General features: G+C 41.3%; 6 protein-coding genes. All 6 read left to right on the forward strand.

All coding sequences use genetic code 11. The features are described from left to right. Nucleotides 1-6: 6 nt before the first annotated feature. The 6 genes from AAA970_RS23150 to AAA970_RS23175 all read left to right on the forward strand — a co-directional run bounded on the left by AAA970_RS23150 (nt 7) and on the right by AAA970_RS23175 (nt 16,862). On the forward strand, nt 7-2,190 hold the full coding sequence (locus AAA970_RS23150; RefSeq protein ID WP_338239264.1) for a beta-glucosidase family protein: 2,184 nt from the start codon (nt 7-9) through the stop codon (nt 2,188-2,190). A gap of 475 nt (nt 2,191-2,665) precedes the next feature. Further along, entirely contained in the window at nt 2,666-6,751 is a 4,086-nt protein-coding gene (locus AAA970_RS23155; RefSeq protein ID WP_338239265.1) for a two-component regulator propeller domain-containing protein, read from the forward strand. Further along, nucleotides 6,751-9,540 (forward strand): beta-galactosidase GalA, encoded by a 2,790-nt coding sequence (galA, locus tag AAA970_RS23160; protein ID WP_338239266.1) that lies wholly within the window; start codon nt 6,751-6,753, stop codon nt 9,538-9,540. The genes AAA970_RS23155 and galA overlap by 1 nt, the downstream gene beginning before the upstream one ends. A gap of 296 nt (nt 9,541-9,836) precedes the next feature. Beyond that, the gene (locus tag AAA970_RS23165; RefSeq protein ID WP_338239267.1) at nt 9,837-11,381 is read left to right on the forward strand and encodes a family 43 glycosylhydrolase; all 1,545 of its coding nucleotides are present in this window, start codon (nt 9,837-9,839) and stop codon (nt 11,379-11,381) included. Between the two features lie 598 nt (nt 11,382-11,979). Continuing rightward, entirely contained in the window at nt 11,980-14,271 is a 2,292-nt protein-coding gene (locus AAA970_RS23170) for a glycoside hydrolase family 3 N-terminal domain-containing protein (RefSeq protein ID WP_338239268.1), read from the forward strand. 527 nt (nt 14,272-14,798) lie between these two features. After that, nucleotides 14,799-16,862, forward strand: a complete 2,064-nt coding sequence (locus AAA970_RS23175) for a beta-galactosidase (RefSeq protein ID WP_338239269.1) — start codon at nt 14,799-14,801, stop codon at nt 16,860-16,862. Nucleotides 16,863-16,963 lie beyond the last annotated feature (101 nt).

The following is a 16,963-nucleotide window of genomic DNA, read 5'->3' on the forward strand; positions in this document are numbered from 1 at the left end:
TATAGGATGAAGAAGACGACTTTAATTTTAGGTTTATTTTTGTATTTAAGCGGGAGCGTTTTGGCGCATCCCGGAGATCATCGCATTAAGCATAAGATTGACTCCATCATCAGCCTGATGACGGTAGAAGAAAAAGTGAAGCTGCTACATGCGCAGTCCAAATTTAGTTCTGCCGGCGTTCCTCGTTTGGGGATTCCAGAGCTTTGGATGTCCGATGGCCCGCATGGTGTCCGTGGCGAAATTAATTGGGATGACTGGGGCTATGCCGGCTGGACCAACGATTCCATCACCGCTTTTCCGGCCCTCACTGCTTTGGCCGCTACTTTTGATCCCAATGTAGCTTACGAATACGGCGTAGCCATAGGGGAGGAAGCCCGCTACCGCAAAAAAGATGTTTTATTGGGGCCCGGGGTAAACATTTACCGTACCCCAATGAATGGAAGAAATTTCGAGTATATGGGGGAAGATCCGCTGTTGGCTTCGGTGATGTCTGTGCCTTATATCCGGGGAGTACAGGAACAGGGAGTTGCGGCTTGTATCAAGCATTATGCGCTGAACAATCAGGAAAAATGGCGTGGCCATATCAATGTTCAGTTGAGTGATCGTGCCCTGAGAGAAATTTACCTTCCGGCTTTCGAAGCTGCGGTTAAGCAGGGTAATATCTGGTCGGTTATGGGGTCTTATAACCAATACAATGGGCAGTGGTGTTGCCATAATGAAAAACTGTTGAATGATATTCTGAAGAAAGAATGGCAGTTTGATGGCGCCGTAATTACTGATTGGGGCGCTGTACACAGTACGGAAGAGGCCGTGAATAATGGGCTGGACATTGAAATGGGTACCTGGACCAATGGTTTGACCGCCAGCGAAAGCTTCGCTTATGATAAATATTTCTTGGCAAATCCTTATTTGGAGGGACTTAAGGCAGGAACCTATGATGAGGAAACGCTGGATGAAAAGGTGAGCCGGATTTTGCTATTAATGTTCCGTACCAGTCTCAATCCTCATAAGCCATTGGGCAATATCAATTCAAAAGCACATCAGCAGGTGGCTAGAAAAGTAGCACAAGAGTCGATCGTACTACTTAAAAATCAAAACGATTTTTTCCCAATTAATGCCGGGGCCCACCTTAAAATTGCGGTGATTGGAGAAAATGCCACCAAAATGATGACCATTGGTGGAGGTTCCTCTGAATTGAAAGCCAAATATGAAATTTCCCCATTGCAGGGCATTCAGGAGCGTTTTAAAAATGCCACCGTAGAATATGGCTTGGGATATGCTAGCGGCCCTTCAGCTTATGGTCGTGTTATTGATTCTCCATTGGATCAGGATTCTTTGAGAACAGCAGCAGTGGAATTGGCCAAAAAGGCGGATGTCGTACTTTACATCGGTGGTTTAAATAAAAACCATCATCAGGATTGTGAAGGCGAGGATCGCCTGAGTTATGGCCTTCCCTTCAATCAGGACCAATTATTAGAGGAAATTTTGGCCGTAAATGCCAATACCGGAGTGATTTTGTTAAGTGGAAATGCAGTGGAATTACCCTGGTTGAAAAAAGTTCCCGCCCTTATGCAGGCCTGGTATTTGGGCTCTGAAGCTGGTTATGCAATCGCTGATGTATTAGCAGGGGATGTCAATCCTTCCGGTAAAATGCCTTTTTCCTGGCCTAAAAAGCTGGAAGATAATGGAGCCCACTACTTTGGGGAGCTGTCTTACCCCGGAGATAGTGTAAATGTGGTATATAAAGAAGACATTTTAGTGGGTTATCGTTGGCATGACACCAAGAAAATCGAGCCGGAATTTGCTTTTGGTCATGGCCTTTCTTACACCTCCTTTGAGTTGAAAGATTTTCGTCTGATTTCTCCTAAAACACTTTCTGAGAAAGAGGTTATCGAGCTTTCTTGTATCGTAAAAAATACCGGAAATTGTAGTGGTGCAGAGGTTGTACAGCTCTACATTGGCAAAAAAGGATCTACGGTCCTAAGAGAAATTAAAGGTTTAAAGAGCTTTGAAAAAGTGCAATTGAAAGCAGGTGAGCAGCAGGAGATTGTACTAAAAGTGAATGCGTCTGATTTGGCTTATTATAATGAAAAACAGCAAGATTGGGAAGTGGAAAAAGGGAAATATTATTTGTATTTGGGAAATGCTTCTAACGCTATTTCCTTCAAATCAATAATCACTATTCAGTAATTTTGCTGATAAGATGGAAATGGTATTGTCTTGATTTTTTTAAAATTATTCAATTACCATTTCCGCTATATTTTTTATGAGAATCAAAAAGTATCTGTTTATAAAAATCCAAAGCATTAATGGAAAGGTGGATAATGTAATGAGGAAAAGGAATCGAAAATTTATTGGTTCCTCCTCCTATGGAGGTAGTGAACTAAGGGGGAAGGAAACAGGCTTAATTTATCCCAAATTGGCTTTATTTCGCCCCTGAGCCTTCGAGAAAGGAAAAACTTTGTTAAATTGTTACTGCATAGAGAAAATTAATGCCTACTAAAATTTTTAGATTCTGCTGAAGTATTTTTTTAAGAATGAGAATCCAAATTCAAGGCTTTTCCTGCCCTAAAGTTTATTCTTTTATTCCTATTTTTTACGAAGCAATAGGCATATTTTTAGTCGATTTATCAATGATCTTAGTGTAGACTGAATTATGAGGTATTTGTTAACTTTTTTAACTTTAATTAGCTTCCATTATTTTGCTTTGGCCGAAAACCTCAGCAATACTTTTTTACGCCTTTCCTATAATGAAGGATTAGTGAATAATCAGGCGACTTGTATTTATAAAGATTCAAGAGGCTTCTTGTGGTTTGGAACCTCCTCCGGTTTAAGCCGTTATGACGGCCAGAATTTCAAAAATTATACCCATCAGGAAAAAGATACTTTTTCTATTCAGGATAACTACATTCAGGAAATCGTGGAAGATCAAAATCAGGATCTGTGGATCAAACTCAGATGGAATTATGCCATCTTTGATTTCGATCAGGGAAAGTTCTTTTATGCCCCACATCGATTGCAGGAAATGGGCATTGGGCTGGATGTGGATCGTATTTATTTTGATCTTCATAAACAAATGTGGGTGAAAACTTCTCAGACTAATAATTATCAGCGATATGATGCCGACAAAAAACAGTTGGTGGATGTGTTTGGAGAAAGCAGCTATAAGGAAGCGATTCCCATTGATTTTATTCAATTTGAAAATCAATATTACTGTCTTTATGAGGACGGTACCATTGAAGTTTTTCGCGCAGATGATTTAAGACTACTCTACCGTAGTGAATATCTTAAAAGTAAAATCAAAAGCAAATACGCCGCAGGCGGCATTTACGTCGATCGAAAAGGGAAGTTATATGTTTATGGGGATAGTAATGGTGTATATTGTTATTATCCTTTAGATAAACAATGGATACACTTGGGTGCGGAAGCGAATCCATATAGTATCTCCTCTGATTTGGTTTCGGGTGTTTTGCAGGATGATAAAGGTAGAATCTGGATATCCACAGACCATGGAGGGGTCAATATTTTTTCCGAGAACCTGGAAAAATTAGAGACTTTTTACCACCAGCCTGAAAATAGAAAGAGCCTTTCGCAAAACTCCATTACCACCATGATGAAGGATGATGAAGGGATTATTTGGCTGGCCACTTATAAAAATGGGATCAGCTATTATCATGATGCGTTTTTTAAGTTTGAGCATTTTGAAAATATTATCACCTCTCCAAATCCTTTGCCTTTTAATGACGTCAACTGCTTTGCGGAGGATAAAGCGGGTAATTTATGGATTGGTACCAATGGTGGGGGGCTGCTGTATTATGATCGGAAAAAAGAGCAGTACACCATCTATAAAAATGATCCTGAAGATGCCCACTCCCTTAGCAATAATGTGGTCGTAAATCTGCTTTTGGATCAGGAAGGACAGCTGTGGGTGGGTACTTATACCGGTGGGCTTAATCGCTTTGACGGTAAGAAATTTCATCGTTATATCCTTAAAGATGAAATGCTGGCCGACTACTTCGTAAACAGTATTTGGTGTCTTGCGGAATTAAATGAACGCTATATTTGGCTCGGAACGCTGGGGGCCGGGATTTTGGTATTAGATAAAAAAACCGGCCAATTTTCTAAGCCGGAAAATACAGGAAATATGACTTTGCCCAATGATTTTGTCAATCATATTCATGTGTTAAAGGATGGTAATCTTCTGATAGCAACTGCCTTAGGTATTGTTTTTTATGATGTTGACAAGAAGTCATATTCTAATAATCTATATCATGAGGGTAATGAGAAATTTAAAATTAGTAATGATAATGTAAATGATGTTTACGAAGATTCCAGGGGATTACTTTGGATTGCTAGCCGGGAAGGCTTAACCATGATCGATCCCGTGGTGGGCAAGAGCTTTTTATTGGATAAAGAGCATGACTTACCTCAGGATATTATGAACTGTATATTGGAAGATAATCTGGGGAATTTATGGGTGAGTAAGTCTTCGGGTATTAGTAAGTTGCAAATCATTCGACAGCAGGGGGAATGGCAATTCGATGTCCAGTCTTTTGGGCAGGAAGATGGCTTGCAGGGTTTGGAATACAACGTGAATGCGAAAATCAGAACGAATGCGGGTGAATTGGCCTTCGGAGGATTTAATGGTTTCAACCTTTTTAATCCGGAGAAAATTGAGTACAAACAGTTCGAATCAAAGGTGATTTTCAATGACTTACAATTGAATAACCGCTCTGTGAAAATTGGAGAACAGATTAGTGGCCAAGTCTTGTTGGAAAAATCTATTGAGGTGGCAGATCAGATTACCCTGCCTCCGAGCGTAAATGTTTTTTCTATTGACTTTACTGCGGTGGATTATTCCACCGGCTCAACCAAATATGCCTATAAGCTGGAGGGCTTTGAGGAAAACTGGACGCAAACGGCAGAGCAATATTCTAAAGTAACTTATACTAATTTATATCCTGGGACTTATCTCCTAAAGGTAAAAGCCACTAGGAGTAGTGAATTTCCGGAAAGTTTTGCCAGTATTAAAATTGTGGTTGAACCTCCCTTTTATTTAAGCCCTGCTGCTTTTTTAATTTATTTTTTCCTCTTGTTTTTATCAATTTTTGCATCTACCTATTTCTTTGTAAGGCGCCAACGTAGCAAACTTTTAGCAGAGCAGCGCAAAATTGAGCGAGAACAAAACCAGAGACTGGATGAAATAAAGTTAAAGTTTTTAACTAATATTTCGCATGAGTTTCGTACTCCTTTGACCCTGATTCTTACTCCATTAGAAAAGTTGATTAAACTCAATCAAGGAAATAATCAATATGGTTCTCTTAAAGTTATAGAACGAAATGCCCAGGAGTTATTATATCTGGTAAATCAATTATTAGATTTTAGAAAACTTGATTTGCATGGATTGGAGTTTCACCCTTCCTATGGAGATATTGTCCCTTTCGTCCGGCAAATTTGCGAAATGTTTAATGATTCCTTCCAGAGAAGTGAAATTAATTTTGAATTTCATACGGATAAAGACGCTGTTTCCTTTCTTTTTGATAAGGATAAAGTCCGTAAAATTTTAATGAATTTATTGGGTAATGCCATAAAGTTTACGCCGGCAAGGGGAAGGGTGACGGTCAGGATCAATATAGCGTTGGGGTATTTCCTTAAAGGTGACGGGCTGGAATTGACCGTATGTGATAGTGGAGTGGGAATTGCCGCTGATGATTTGGAACACATCTTTACACGTTTTTATCAGTCCTCTAATGTGGAGGATTTAGGTAAAGGGGGTTCTGGTATTGGTTTAAATTTGGTCAAAGAAATGGTCACTCTGCATCAGGGGCAGATTGAAGTGGATTCTACCCCCGGAGCAGGGACGGAATTTCGTGTTTATTTACCTTTGATTTATCATCAAAGCTCGGATATGGAAGTGCAGCAAGTGGAGGGTGAAAACACTTTACTACCAGAAGAAAAGCAGGGAAACCAACCTACTATCCTGCTGGTAGAAGATAATCCTGATTTCCGACATTTTATGAAAGAGGCGCTTGAGGGTAAATATCAGGTAGTAGAGGCCGAAGAAGGCGCAAAGGGACTTGAACTGACGCGTAAATTGTTGCCGGATTTGGTAATTTCGGATGTGATGATGCCCGTGATGGATGGCCTGGAGTTGTGTAAAACCATTAAATCAGAAGCGGAAATATCACACATTCCGGTGATTCTATTGACTGCCAGAACTGCTGATGAGGATAAAATTAAAGGCTATGAAATTGGAGCCGATGATTATATTACTAAGCCGTTTAAGATGGATTTATTACTGAAGCGAATAGACCAATATATGGCCAGGAGGGAAAAAGCGCAGAAGAATTTCCAGAAAAAACTAGAAGTGAGTCCGGCGGAGGTTGAGATTACACCATTGGATGAAAAACTGATTAATAATGCGCTTAAAATAGTCGAAGAGAATATTGGTAAATCTGATTTTTCTGTGGAGGAAATGAGTAAGGAATTGGGCATGAGCCGGGTTCATCTCTATAAAAAACTTACGGCGATTACCGGGAAATCACCGGTGGAATTTATACGTATTATTCGACTGAAGCGAGGAAAGAAATTATTGGAAAAAAGTCAAATGACTGTTTCTGAAGTAGCTTATGAAGTGGGCTTTAACTCCCCAAGATATTTTAGCAAATATTTTGCAAAAGAGTATGGCATGTTGCCCTCTAAATATTTGAAGAAAATTCAGGAAAATAACGACTTTCATATAGAATTATAATGAGAAAATATTTATTTTTTACACTATTTTGGTGGCCTTTTTTTACTTTTGCCCAACATCAGAATCGCATTAATCTTAATCAGGATTGGCTATTTGCCTTTGGGCATCCTTTTGAAACTTCTCTGGATTTTGATCACGGCACTGGTTATTTTTCTTACTTGTCAAAAGCAGGTTATGGGGATGGGCCCGCTGCCAGAGAATTTGATGATCTCCCTTGGCGTAGGCTGGATCTTCCACACGACTGGGTGGTTGAAATGCCTTTTAGCGCAGAGGGAAGCCATAGCCATGGCTATAAAGCTGTTGGTCGAAATTTCCCGGAAAACAGTGTGGGCTGGTATCGGAAGCACTTCCGGCCCACGGATCCCGGGAAGCAATATTTTCTCGATTTTGAGGGAGTAAGCCGGGATGCTAAGGTTTGGGTCAATGGTTTTTACCTTGGAAATGAGCCCAGCGGCTATCAGAGTTTTAGCTTTAATATTACTGACTATTTAAATTTTGAGGGAGAGAATGTTATAGCTGTTCGTGCAGATATTAGCATGGAAGAAGGCTGGTATTATGAAGGAGGTGGAATCTATCGTAATGTTTGGCTTCGGGCATTAGGTCCTGTTTTTATTCCTCAAAATGGAACCTTCATCACCTATGATATTAACAAAAAAAATGCCTCTGTTCAAATAGCTTTCGATGTAAAAAACAGATCCTTAACTGATGTAAAAGTGAATGTTTTACATGAAATATTTGACGGTGAGCGACGTAAAGTGGGCGAGATTCTTTCTGATGAATTGTACATTAAAAGTTTTGAAAGCATTTCAGGAAAAAGTCAGCTGGACATGAAGGGCATTCGCAGGTGGTCGCTGGAAGATCCCCATTTGTATACCTGTAAGTCCACCGTTATATCATCCGGCAATGTTTTGGATAGTTATGATACCCGATTTGGTCTAAGAACTATTCGTTTTGATGGACAAAAAGGGTTTTTCCTAAATGATAAACTGGTTAAACTAAAAGGAACCAATAATCATCAGGACCATGCCGGGGTAGGATGCGCCATGCCAGAAGGACTAATTGCCTACCGTTTACAATTACTCAAGGATATGGGCAGTAATGCTTATCGAAGTTCCCATAATCCTCCAACACCTGCTTTACTGGATTTATGTGATGAGATGGGAATTTTGGTCATCAATGAGAACAGGTTAATGGGGACGCATCAGGAAGCCCTTTCTGAATTGAAGCGCCTTATGGTGCGAGACCGAAATCATCCTTCCGTGATTGTTTGGTCTATTGGTAATGAAGAGTGGGCGATTGAAGGAAATGATATTGGAGCCAAAATGGCGGCTAATATGCAGGCTTATGCCAAGACTTTAGATACTAGCCGACCAATCAATGCCGCGATTAGTGGTGGCTGGGGGGCTGGTATTTCCACCACCATTGAGATTATGGGTTATAATTATCTTGTGCATGGTGATACAGATGTGCATCATGCCAAATTTCCGGATCAGCCTTCCATAGGTACGGAGGAAGGCTCTACCTATACTACCCGGGGCATTTATGTTGATCAGCCTGAGAAGCATTATATGACCGCTTATGATCAAAAGCCGCTACCGGACTGGTATTCAATAGAAGAATGCTGGAAGCATTATGCCTCTCGTGATTACCTTTCGGGGATGTTTATTTGGACTGGCCTGGATTACCGTGGAGAACCTACTCCCCACGATTGGCCTTCGATTACTTCTTACTTCGGAATGCGTGATTTGTGTGGATTCCCTAAGGATAATGTATATTATTTGAAATCATGGTGGCAGTCGGACGAAAAGGTATTGCACATTATGCCGCATTGGAATTGGCCTGGCAGGGAAGGAGAGGAGATAGAGGTTCGGGTGTATAGTAATTACCCTGAAGTAGAGTTATTCCAGGACGGAAAGTCTCTGGGGAAAAAGAAAATGGAGGAAAATGGACATTTGCAATGGGCGGTTAATTACCAGCCGGGAAAATTGTCCGCAGTGGCTTTTGATAAGAAAGGAAAAATGGCACAGGAAACTGTGATTAAAACTAGTGGTAAAGCCAAGAGTATTTTCCTGGAGGAAGAAGTTTTTCCTCAGCCGCAAAGCGGGCAAACTGTTAGAATGGTAAAGGTATCAGCCAAAGATGAGAATGGAATAATGGTGCCGATAGCGGATGATTTGATCCAATTTGAATTGGAAGGAGCAGGAGAAATTTTAGGGGTTGGGAATGGAGATCCTACCTGTCTGGAAAGAGACGTTTTCAATAAAGAATACAGACTAATCGAAATGCCGGAGGTGGAATCACAGGAGCTTTCGGCCGCTTTACTGATGAAGTATTGCGGTCAGGAGGGGGAGCATCTTTTTCAGGAACTATCCCGGGAAGCTGGTCTTAAAGCTTATACGGCCACCTTTGAATTAACGGACAAACAGCTTGCGGCCAAAATGCAGTGGTTTAAAAAGGAAATTGCCCAGGATGCCCGATATTATATTAATGGGAAAATGATTGTTCCGGATACAGAGGCTGATGGTGGGGTGTTCGAATTTCCTGACGGACTGTTAAAGACAGGTGTGAATTCTTTTTTGGCCATTGGCAGTCCATTGGAGAAAAAATATGTATGGGAAAGCTTAAATACCAGCCCGGGAACATTGCAACTGGTATATGATCAAGGTATTTGGCAGCGTTCTTTATTTAATGGATTGGCACAGGTGATTGTCCGTCCGGGAAAGGGTAAATTAAAGCTTACGGCTAGTGGGGAGGGTTTGGAGGCTTATACCTTATTATTAAAAGAGTAGTTATTAGATCGTGTTGAAAAGCTAAAATTCGCAGCAAAAATTTTTTGTATTGCAGAGGCGATACCCAATTATTTCGAGAGAATAGCATCGCTATTGTGGAGAAATTATCCAATATCGATTCCAATAATTCGAATTTGCAGCCGGATGGTGTGCTTTTAAACACGCGTTTTTAAAATCAACTTTTTTATCATAATGATCTGTAGGATGCAGGCTTTTTATAGCAGTATAGGGCTGAATACTTCGCATTAATACCCTGCTATTAGTAAGATTAAATTTTTTTAATAATGGAAATTTGTATGAATTATCGTGTTATAATTATTGCCTTAAAAAGCGTGATATGCTGTTTGTTTTTCTCTTTTTTTGTAACTAATACTTATGCACAAAATGAAAAAATATCATTTGTTAATCCTATTTTGGCAGGCGATAATCCTGACCCAAGTATTCTTAGGGAAGGGGAGGATTTTTATATGGTGCATTCTTCCTTTGAGTATTATCCGGCTTTACCGATTTGGCATTCCCGTGACTTAATCCACTGGCGGCCTTTAACCAATGCCTTGGAACAATATGTTGGTTCTGTTTGGGCGCCAGATTTGGTGAAGGTTCAGGATAAATATTATATCTATTTTCCTGCAAATGACACCAATTATGTTATTTGGGCGGAGGATATTATGGGGCCATGGAGTGCTCCAATTCATTTAGACATTAGCATGATTGATCCGGGACATGTGGTGGATGCTGATGGGAATCGATATTTATATTTCAGTAGTGGAAGCTATGTGCCCCTTTCAAAAGATGGGTTGAAAATCGCCGGGTCAGCGGTACATAGTTATGATGGATGGGTAATCCCACGGGAATGGTCTATTGAGTGTTTCTGCATGGAAGGGCCAAAGTTATTTAAAAAGGGCGAATATTATTATTTAACTGTGGCTCAGGGCGGTACTGCTGGTCCTGCCACTGGGCATATGGTTATTTCAGCACGATCAAAGTCTCCATTGGGGCCTTGGGAGAATTCTCCATATAATCCCATTATTAGAACGGAAAAATCTGATGAAAAATGGTGTTCTGTTGGGCATGGGACGATTTTTGATGATTCGAGGGACAATTGGTATATGGTTTTTCATGGCTATGAAAAGGGATATTATAATATGGGAAGGCAAACTTTACTTACCACGGTGGAATGGACGGCGGACGATTGGTTTAAAATTCCTGATGGGGTAAGGGTAGATCAGGAGTTATTCATACCTAATCTAATAAAGGGGACTCCTGAAAAAGCATCTATCAGTGATGACTTTAATTCCAAAACACTGAAGCCAAATTGGAAATTTTTCAAACAGCATGATGCTTCTAGGTATCATTTTGCCGATGAGAAACTGGTCTTGAAGGGGCAAGGGAATGGTGTGGCTGACTGTTCCCCATTACTCGTGACACCACAGGACCATTGCTATATGGCAGAGGTGACAATGGAAATTGAAAAGGATGCAATAGGAGGCTTAGTATTATTTTATAATGAGCAAGCCTATTCCGGTATATTGGCTGATAAGGCAAATATTTTAGGCAATCTACGCGGTTGGCAATTTGTTACAGAGGAGGGAGTCATTAACAGGAAAGTTAGGCTTCGTTTAAAAAATATGCACCATAAGGTAGATATGTATTATAGTATAGCTGGAGAAGACTGGGTGAAAATTGAAAACTCCCTAGAGACTAGTGCTTTTCATCATAATGTTTTAAGTGGGTTTATGAGTCTTCGAATTGGAATTTGTTCCATTGGGGATGGGCAAGTCAAGTTTGATAATTTCAAATACACTCCTTTAACAATTGACGGTAAGGTGATGATAAACTAGTTGAAATCGGTTTAACCAGACACTATCCCACAAATTATGTAAATCTTTGCTATAGGATCTGGCTTATTGCTGGATCCTGTTTTCATACATCGCCATAAATTGGCTCAAAATTACGCCCCCAATTAGGTTGTGTTTACTAATTTATTAATAACCCAAATTGGGGAAAGCCTGCTGGCACCTGATTCATCCGCCTCCTTAGGAAAAATGAAAAAGGAAACTATTCCTTCATTTTTCACGCTCTGTAGCCAAACGAGGATTTAAGGATGAATTATCCGGCTTAGGCGTGTGATTAAAAGCACACCACCCGGCTGTAAATTTGAATTATTGGAAGCGATTTGGATAATTTCTCAAAAATAGCACTGCTATTCCCTCAAAATAGTCGGGTATCCCTTCGGCAATAATCAATTTTTCACTGGGAATTTTGGCTTTTTAAATGCGCGCTCAGTTACATTTTTCATTTACTCGAATTACAAAATGGAGATTTTCAAGCTTTTTCCCTCACATTAACATTTGGGCAGTCCCTTGAAACATATCAACTATCTCGTAAGCGTGAATTTTATTCATATTTGTACCAGTAATAGTTGATATTGATTTTTTTATGAAGAAGATTTTTTTTTGGATTTTGTTATTGAATTTTCAGGGCGTCCTAACGGAAGCTTTCGCACAGGAAGATTCAGATAAGTATATTGATACCTTAATTGGGAAAATGACCCTGTCCGAGAAAGTAGGACAAATGACCCAACTCACCCTGGAGATGGTCTCCAAAGGAGATGGATACAAGATGAAATCTCCTCATGAGCTGGATGAGGCCAAGTTGGAAGACGTCCTGCTCCGCCATCATATTGGTAGTATTCTTAACTGCGCGGGTACGCCGCATACCATTGAGAAATGGGGGGGAATCATCAATAAAATTCAGGAGGTGGCCATGAAGGATCGTTTACAAATTCCGGTACTATATGGTATTGATGCTATACATGGTGCTAATTATACGATTGGAGCAACTTTATACCCTCAGGAAATTGGCCTGGCTGCTAGTTGGAATTTAGAACTGGTAGAGCAGGCTGCCGCCCTAACGGCTTACGAGACCCGGGCTTCGGGTATTCCCTGGACTTTTAGCCCAACCCTTGACTTAGCCGTAAACCCGGAATGGCCTCGCGTGTGGGAATCTTTTGGGGAAGATCCTCACCTTATGGCAGAAATGGGTGTGGCGATGACCAAAGGATTTCAGGGAGACGATGTGGCACAAAAGGATAGAATAGCTGCTTGCCTCAAACATTTTGTAGGTTATGGTGCGCCAAAAAGTGGAAAAGATCGTTCACCTGCCTGGATTCCCGAACGCATGATGCGGGAGTATTTTCTACCTCCTTTTCAGGCGGCTATTGACGCCGGAGCGAAGTCCATCATGATCAATTCCGGAGAGGTGAATGGCGTGCCGGTGCATGCTTCCAAATGGTTGTTAACTGATATTTTACGAGACGAAATGGGTTTTGAAGGGGTGGCCGTAACAGATTGGTTTGACATTTGGAATTTGGTGGAGCGACATGCGGTGGCTAAAGATAAACGTCAGGCAGTAAAAATGGCTATCGATGCCGGAGTAGATATGTCTATGGTGCCATTGGACTTGGATTTTGGCCCTATCCTGATCAGTTTGGTGGAAGATGGAGAGATTTCCATGGAAAGGATCGATCTGTCCGTTCGAAGAATATTGAAGATGAAGCAGGAATTAGGCCTATTCGAAAATTACAAAGTGGTACCGGGCGACTATCCGGCGTTTGCGAGTAAAAAGCATCAGCAGGTAGCATTTGATTTGGCCGCAGAATCCATCACCTTATTGAAAAATGAGGCAGGCTTTTTGCCCATTAGTAAGAAGAGTAAAATTTTACTATGTGGCCCAAATGCGAATAGCATGCGTCCTTTAAATGGTGGCTGGTCATATAGCTGGCAGGGCGATGTGACTGATCAATATGCGCAGGAATATCACACCATTTATGAGGCCTTTGTTAATAAATTTGGTAAAAAGAATATTAATCTGATTGAGGGGGTGAGTTATGATATGGCTGCGAGTTATGATGTGGACCAATGGGTAAATCCGGAGGAGATCACCAAAGCGGCCGAGGCGGTGGACTATATTGTACTTTGTCTGGGGGAAAATTCTTATACGGAGAAGCCGGGGGACTTAAATGACCTTTCTATATCCGCTAATCAAAGAGCGCTGGCCAAAGTGGCTTCCGCTACCGGAAAACCGGTCATATTAGTGTTAACTGCAGGACGTCCCAGAGTCATCCATGACATTGTGTCGGATATTCCGGCGGTTTTACATACTTATTTACCAGGTAATTATGGTGCTGATGCCTTGTCGGAAATTCTTACCGGTGAGGTGAATCCAAGTGGGAAATTGCCTTATACCTATCCACGCTATACCAATGATTTGGTGCCTTATTATCATAAAGTGTCAGAAGGTTTAGCACACAATGATGGTAATGAATACACCGAGCCCTTCTTTAATCCACAGTGGGAATTTGGTTATGGGCTAAGTTACACTCAGTTTGAATATAGTAATTTGGAGATCAGTAGTGCTTCCATGAGTAGAAATGGTTCCTTAAAGATTACCGTGGAAGTGAAAAACGTGGGTAAGCGTGCCGGAAAAGAGGTGGTGCAATTGTATTTGTCTGATCTGGTCGCGACCGTTTCACCAAGCGTAAAAAGACTGAAAAGATTCCAAAAGATTGACCTTCAGCCAGGGGCGAGTGAAAAAGTAGTGTTTAAGCTGGAAGAAAAAGACCTGGCATTTGTAGGAATCGATCAGCAGTGGGTGGCAGAAACCGGTACTTTTAAAGTATGTATTGGAGGAGAATCTACTCAGTTTGAATTAGTAGAGTCGATTAAATAGTGGTTACAGGGTTGCTCTCCAGCATTGAAAAAATTGCAGTCCATGCTTGGAAGGAGCCTTGTAAAAGGGAGGGTTGGGGGACTCTCCCTTGTTTCTCTGATATCCGCCGGGTTTTTCATGCTGAGGTGATTTTATCAAAGATTAAAATGTCCTATTTACCAACAATACAGTGGAAGAAATAACATGGAAGTTCCCGAAATTGGAGGAATAAAAAAGGATGCTAAAGGCTGACGAGTCCAGTGGTTGGCAGGTAAAAAGTATATACTGGTATAAAAATTCTGGACAAATTTAAATATTGCGATTAGTGACTTTTTTCTACAGGGAGAATTGTTTTTAGCGCTTTGAAAAAGAGGTTTATCATTATGGGAGTAAAGTAATGATGCCGACGGATAGCTTCCCGGTTGTTTTTAAGCAATAGAGTATAATTATATTTCCCTATAGCATCGAATTCAGGGCTCCTTGTGGATCATAAAGGATTGTTGAGATTTCACTTTACAGTGGATAATCTATTTTTTAAAGTTATTTAAATGAAGAAATCATTATTGTTTTGCTTATGCTTACTGGCTTCCATCAATAGCTGGGGGCAGTATTTCCGCTCAGAGGAGCTAATGAAGGTTGGGGTTTATTATTATCCGGAACAGTGCCCTGAGGAGCAGTGGGAACGGGATATTAAAAATATTGCTTCCCTGGGATTTGAATTTATCCATATGGCAGAATTTGCCTGGGCTCAAATGGAACCCCTGGAAGGGCAATATGATTTTGACTGGTTGGATCGGGTGGTAGGCCTGGCAGAAAAATATGAGCTAAAAGTGGTTTTGGGGACGCCAACGCCCTGTCCTCCAAAATGGATGACGGATAAATACCCGGAAGTTTACTTGCAGGATAGCCATTACCAACGAAAGGAACATGGGACCCGTGCCAACATTTCAGTGACTAACCCCAAAGCCATTGCCCTAACGGAGGGCATGGTGACGGCCATGGCAAAGCATTATGCCAATCGTTCCTCCATTGTAGCCTGGCAAATAGATAATGAACCGGAAGGCAAAAAAGACTATAGCCCCTCCGCTCAGGTAGCTTTCCAAAAATGGTTAAAAGCCAAGTATAAAACCATCTCCGGCCTGAATTACGCCTGGGGTACGGCTTTTTGGAGTCAGCATTATGATAGTTTTGAGGCGGTCAATATTCATAACCAAAGCCAGGTAGGCTGGTGGGGAACTAACCCGATTGCCCTATTGGATTTTGATCGTTTTACCGCAGACCAGCAGGCCAAATTTTTGGATCTGCAGGCGCGTATCATTCGCAAATATGTGGCGCCTGAGCAGCAAATAACCACTAACTATGTTGCGAAAAGCTATGGGGCAGATCCTTCCCGCACGCATGATTTGGATTTTCCTTCCTTTACAGCCTACCCAAACTATGGAAGCGCCAACCTTGGGGAACAGGGATTCCGCATTGGCGATCCTAACGTTCTGCTGCATGCCAATGATTATTTCCGTTCTCAGGCCGGACTTACCGGGGTGATGGAGCTGCAACCCGGGCAGGTCAACTGGGCTGGGGTGAATAGCCTTTTACTTCCCGGAACCGTAAAAATGTGGCTGTGGCATTGCTTTGCCGGTGGGAGTGCTTATGCCTGTACCTATCGGTATCGTCAGGTATTGTACGGGTCTGAGCAATATCATGCGGGCATTGTGTTACCTGATGGCGAAACGCTATCTATGGGGGGAAAGGAATATGTTGAATTTATGGACGAATTAAAACAGCTTAAGAAAGTGGCAAATCCTACGTCCAACTTACCAAAGTCCTGGGCTAAAAGGAAGACGGCTGTCCTTTGGAGTTATGATAATTTTTGGAATTTAAATACGCAGGGGCAAACTCAAAAATGGAATAGCTGGGAAATTCTTCACCGCTTTCATTCCCTTTTAAATAGGATGGGGAATCCGGTAACGTTTATCCATGAGGAGGAAGATTTTAATCAATATCCATTTATGGTGGTGCCTGCTTATGAAATGGTGGATCAGGCTTTAGTGGATAAATGGAAAAAATATGTCGAGCATGGCGGACAATTATTCCTTACGGCACGTACAGGTGCCAAGGATAAAAATAACCACCTGTGGGAAGATGATTTCAGTGGGATCATGAGTTCGTTAATCGGGGCCAAAATTGAAGCCTTTGATATGTTGCCCTTCGGGAAAGTGGGTAAAATTGATTTCGGAAACCAATCGCTTTCGTGGGATATTTGGGCTGATTTGCTAGAAGTGGAAGAGGCCGAGGTCATTGGAAGTTATGCGGACCAGTTTTATGAAGGAAAAGCAGCCATGGTGAAGAATAAACTGGGTAAAGGGGCTGTTTGGTATTTAGGGGCCTATGCTTCGGATGGGGCCTTAGAGGCAGCATGTTTGGAGCACTTTCTGGCGAGTAATGGGCTGGATGTAAAGCCTCTTCCGGAAGGAGTCTTTTCCTACTGGCACCAGGGCGTTCAGGTTTGGGTAAATTATAGTTCAAACGCTTACACTTTAGCCATTGATAAGGAGCAAAAAGTCCTTTTCGGACAAAATCCGATTCCACCTGCGGGAATTTTGGTTTGTCAATAAAAAAAGTATACTGGAAAAATAGGTCGCACTGCAAATGAGGCAATATTTATCAAATTCGGTATTGATTATTATCATTACAACATAAAGGAGTCAATTAGGTA

The organism is Persicobacter diffluens, from assembly GCF_036244895.1.
GTDB lineage: Bacteria > Bacteroidota > Bacteroidia > Cytophagales > Cyclobacteriaceae > Persicobacter > Persicobacter diffluens.

Bases quoted from the DNA above. Each gene is read 5' to 3' on its own strand.
- AAA970_RS23150 (WP_338239264.1), top strand. From the start codon at position 7: ATGAAGAAGACGACTTTAATTTTAGGTTTATTTTTGTATTTAAGCGGG.
- galA (WP_338239266.1), top strand. From the start codon at position 6,751: ATGAGAAAATATTTATTTTTTACACTATTTTGGTGGCCTTTTTTTACT.
- AAA970_RS23165 (WP_338239267.1), top strand. From the start codon at position 9,837: ATGAATTATCGTGTTATAATTATTGCCTTAAAAAGCGTGATATGCTGT.
- AAA970_RS23170 (WP_338239268.1), top strand. From the start codon at position 11,980: ATGAAGAAGATTTTTTTTTGGATTTTGTTATTGAATTTTCAGGGCGTC.
- AAA970_RS23175 (WP_338239269.1), top strand. From the start codon at position 14,799: ATGAAGAAATCATTATTGTTTTGCTTATGCTTACTGGCTTCCATCAAT.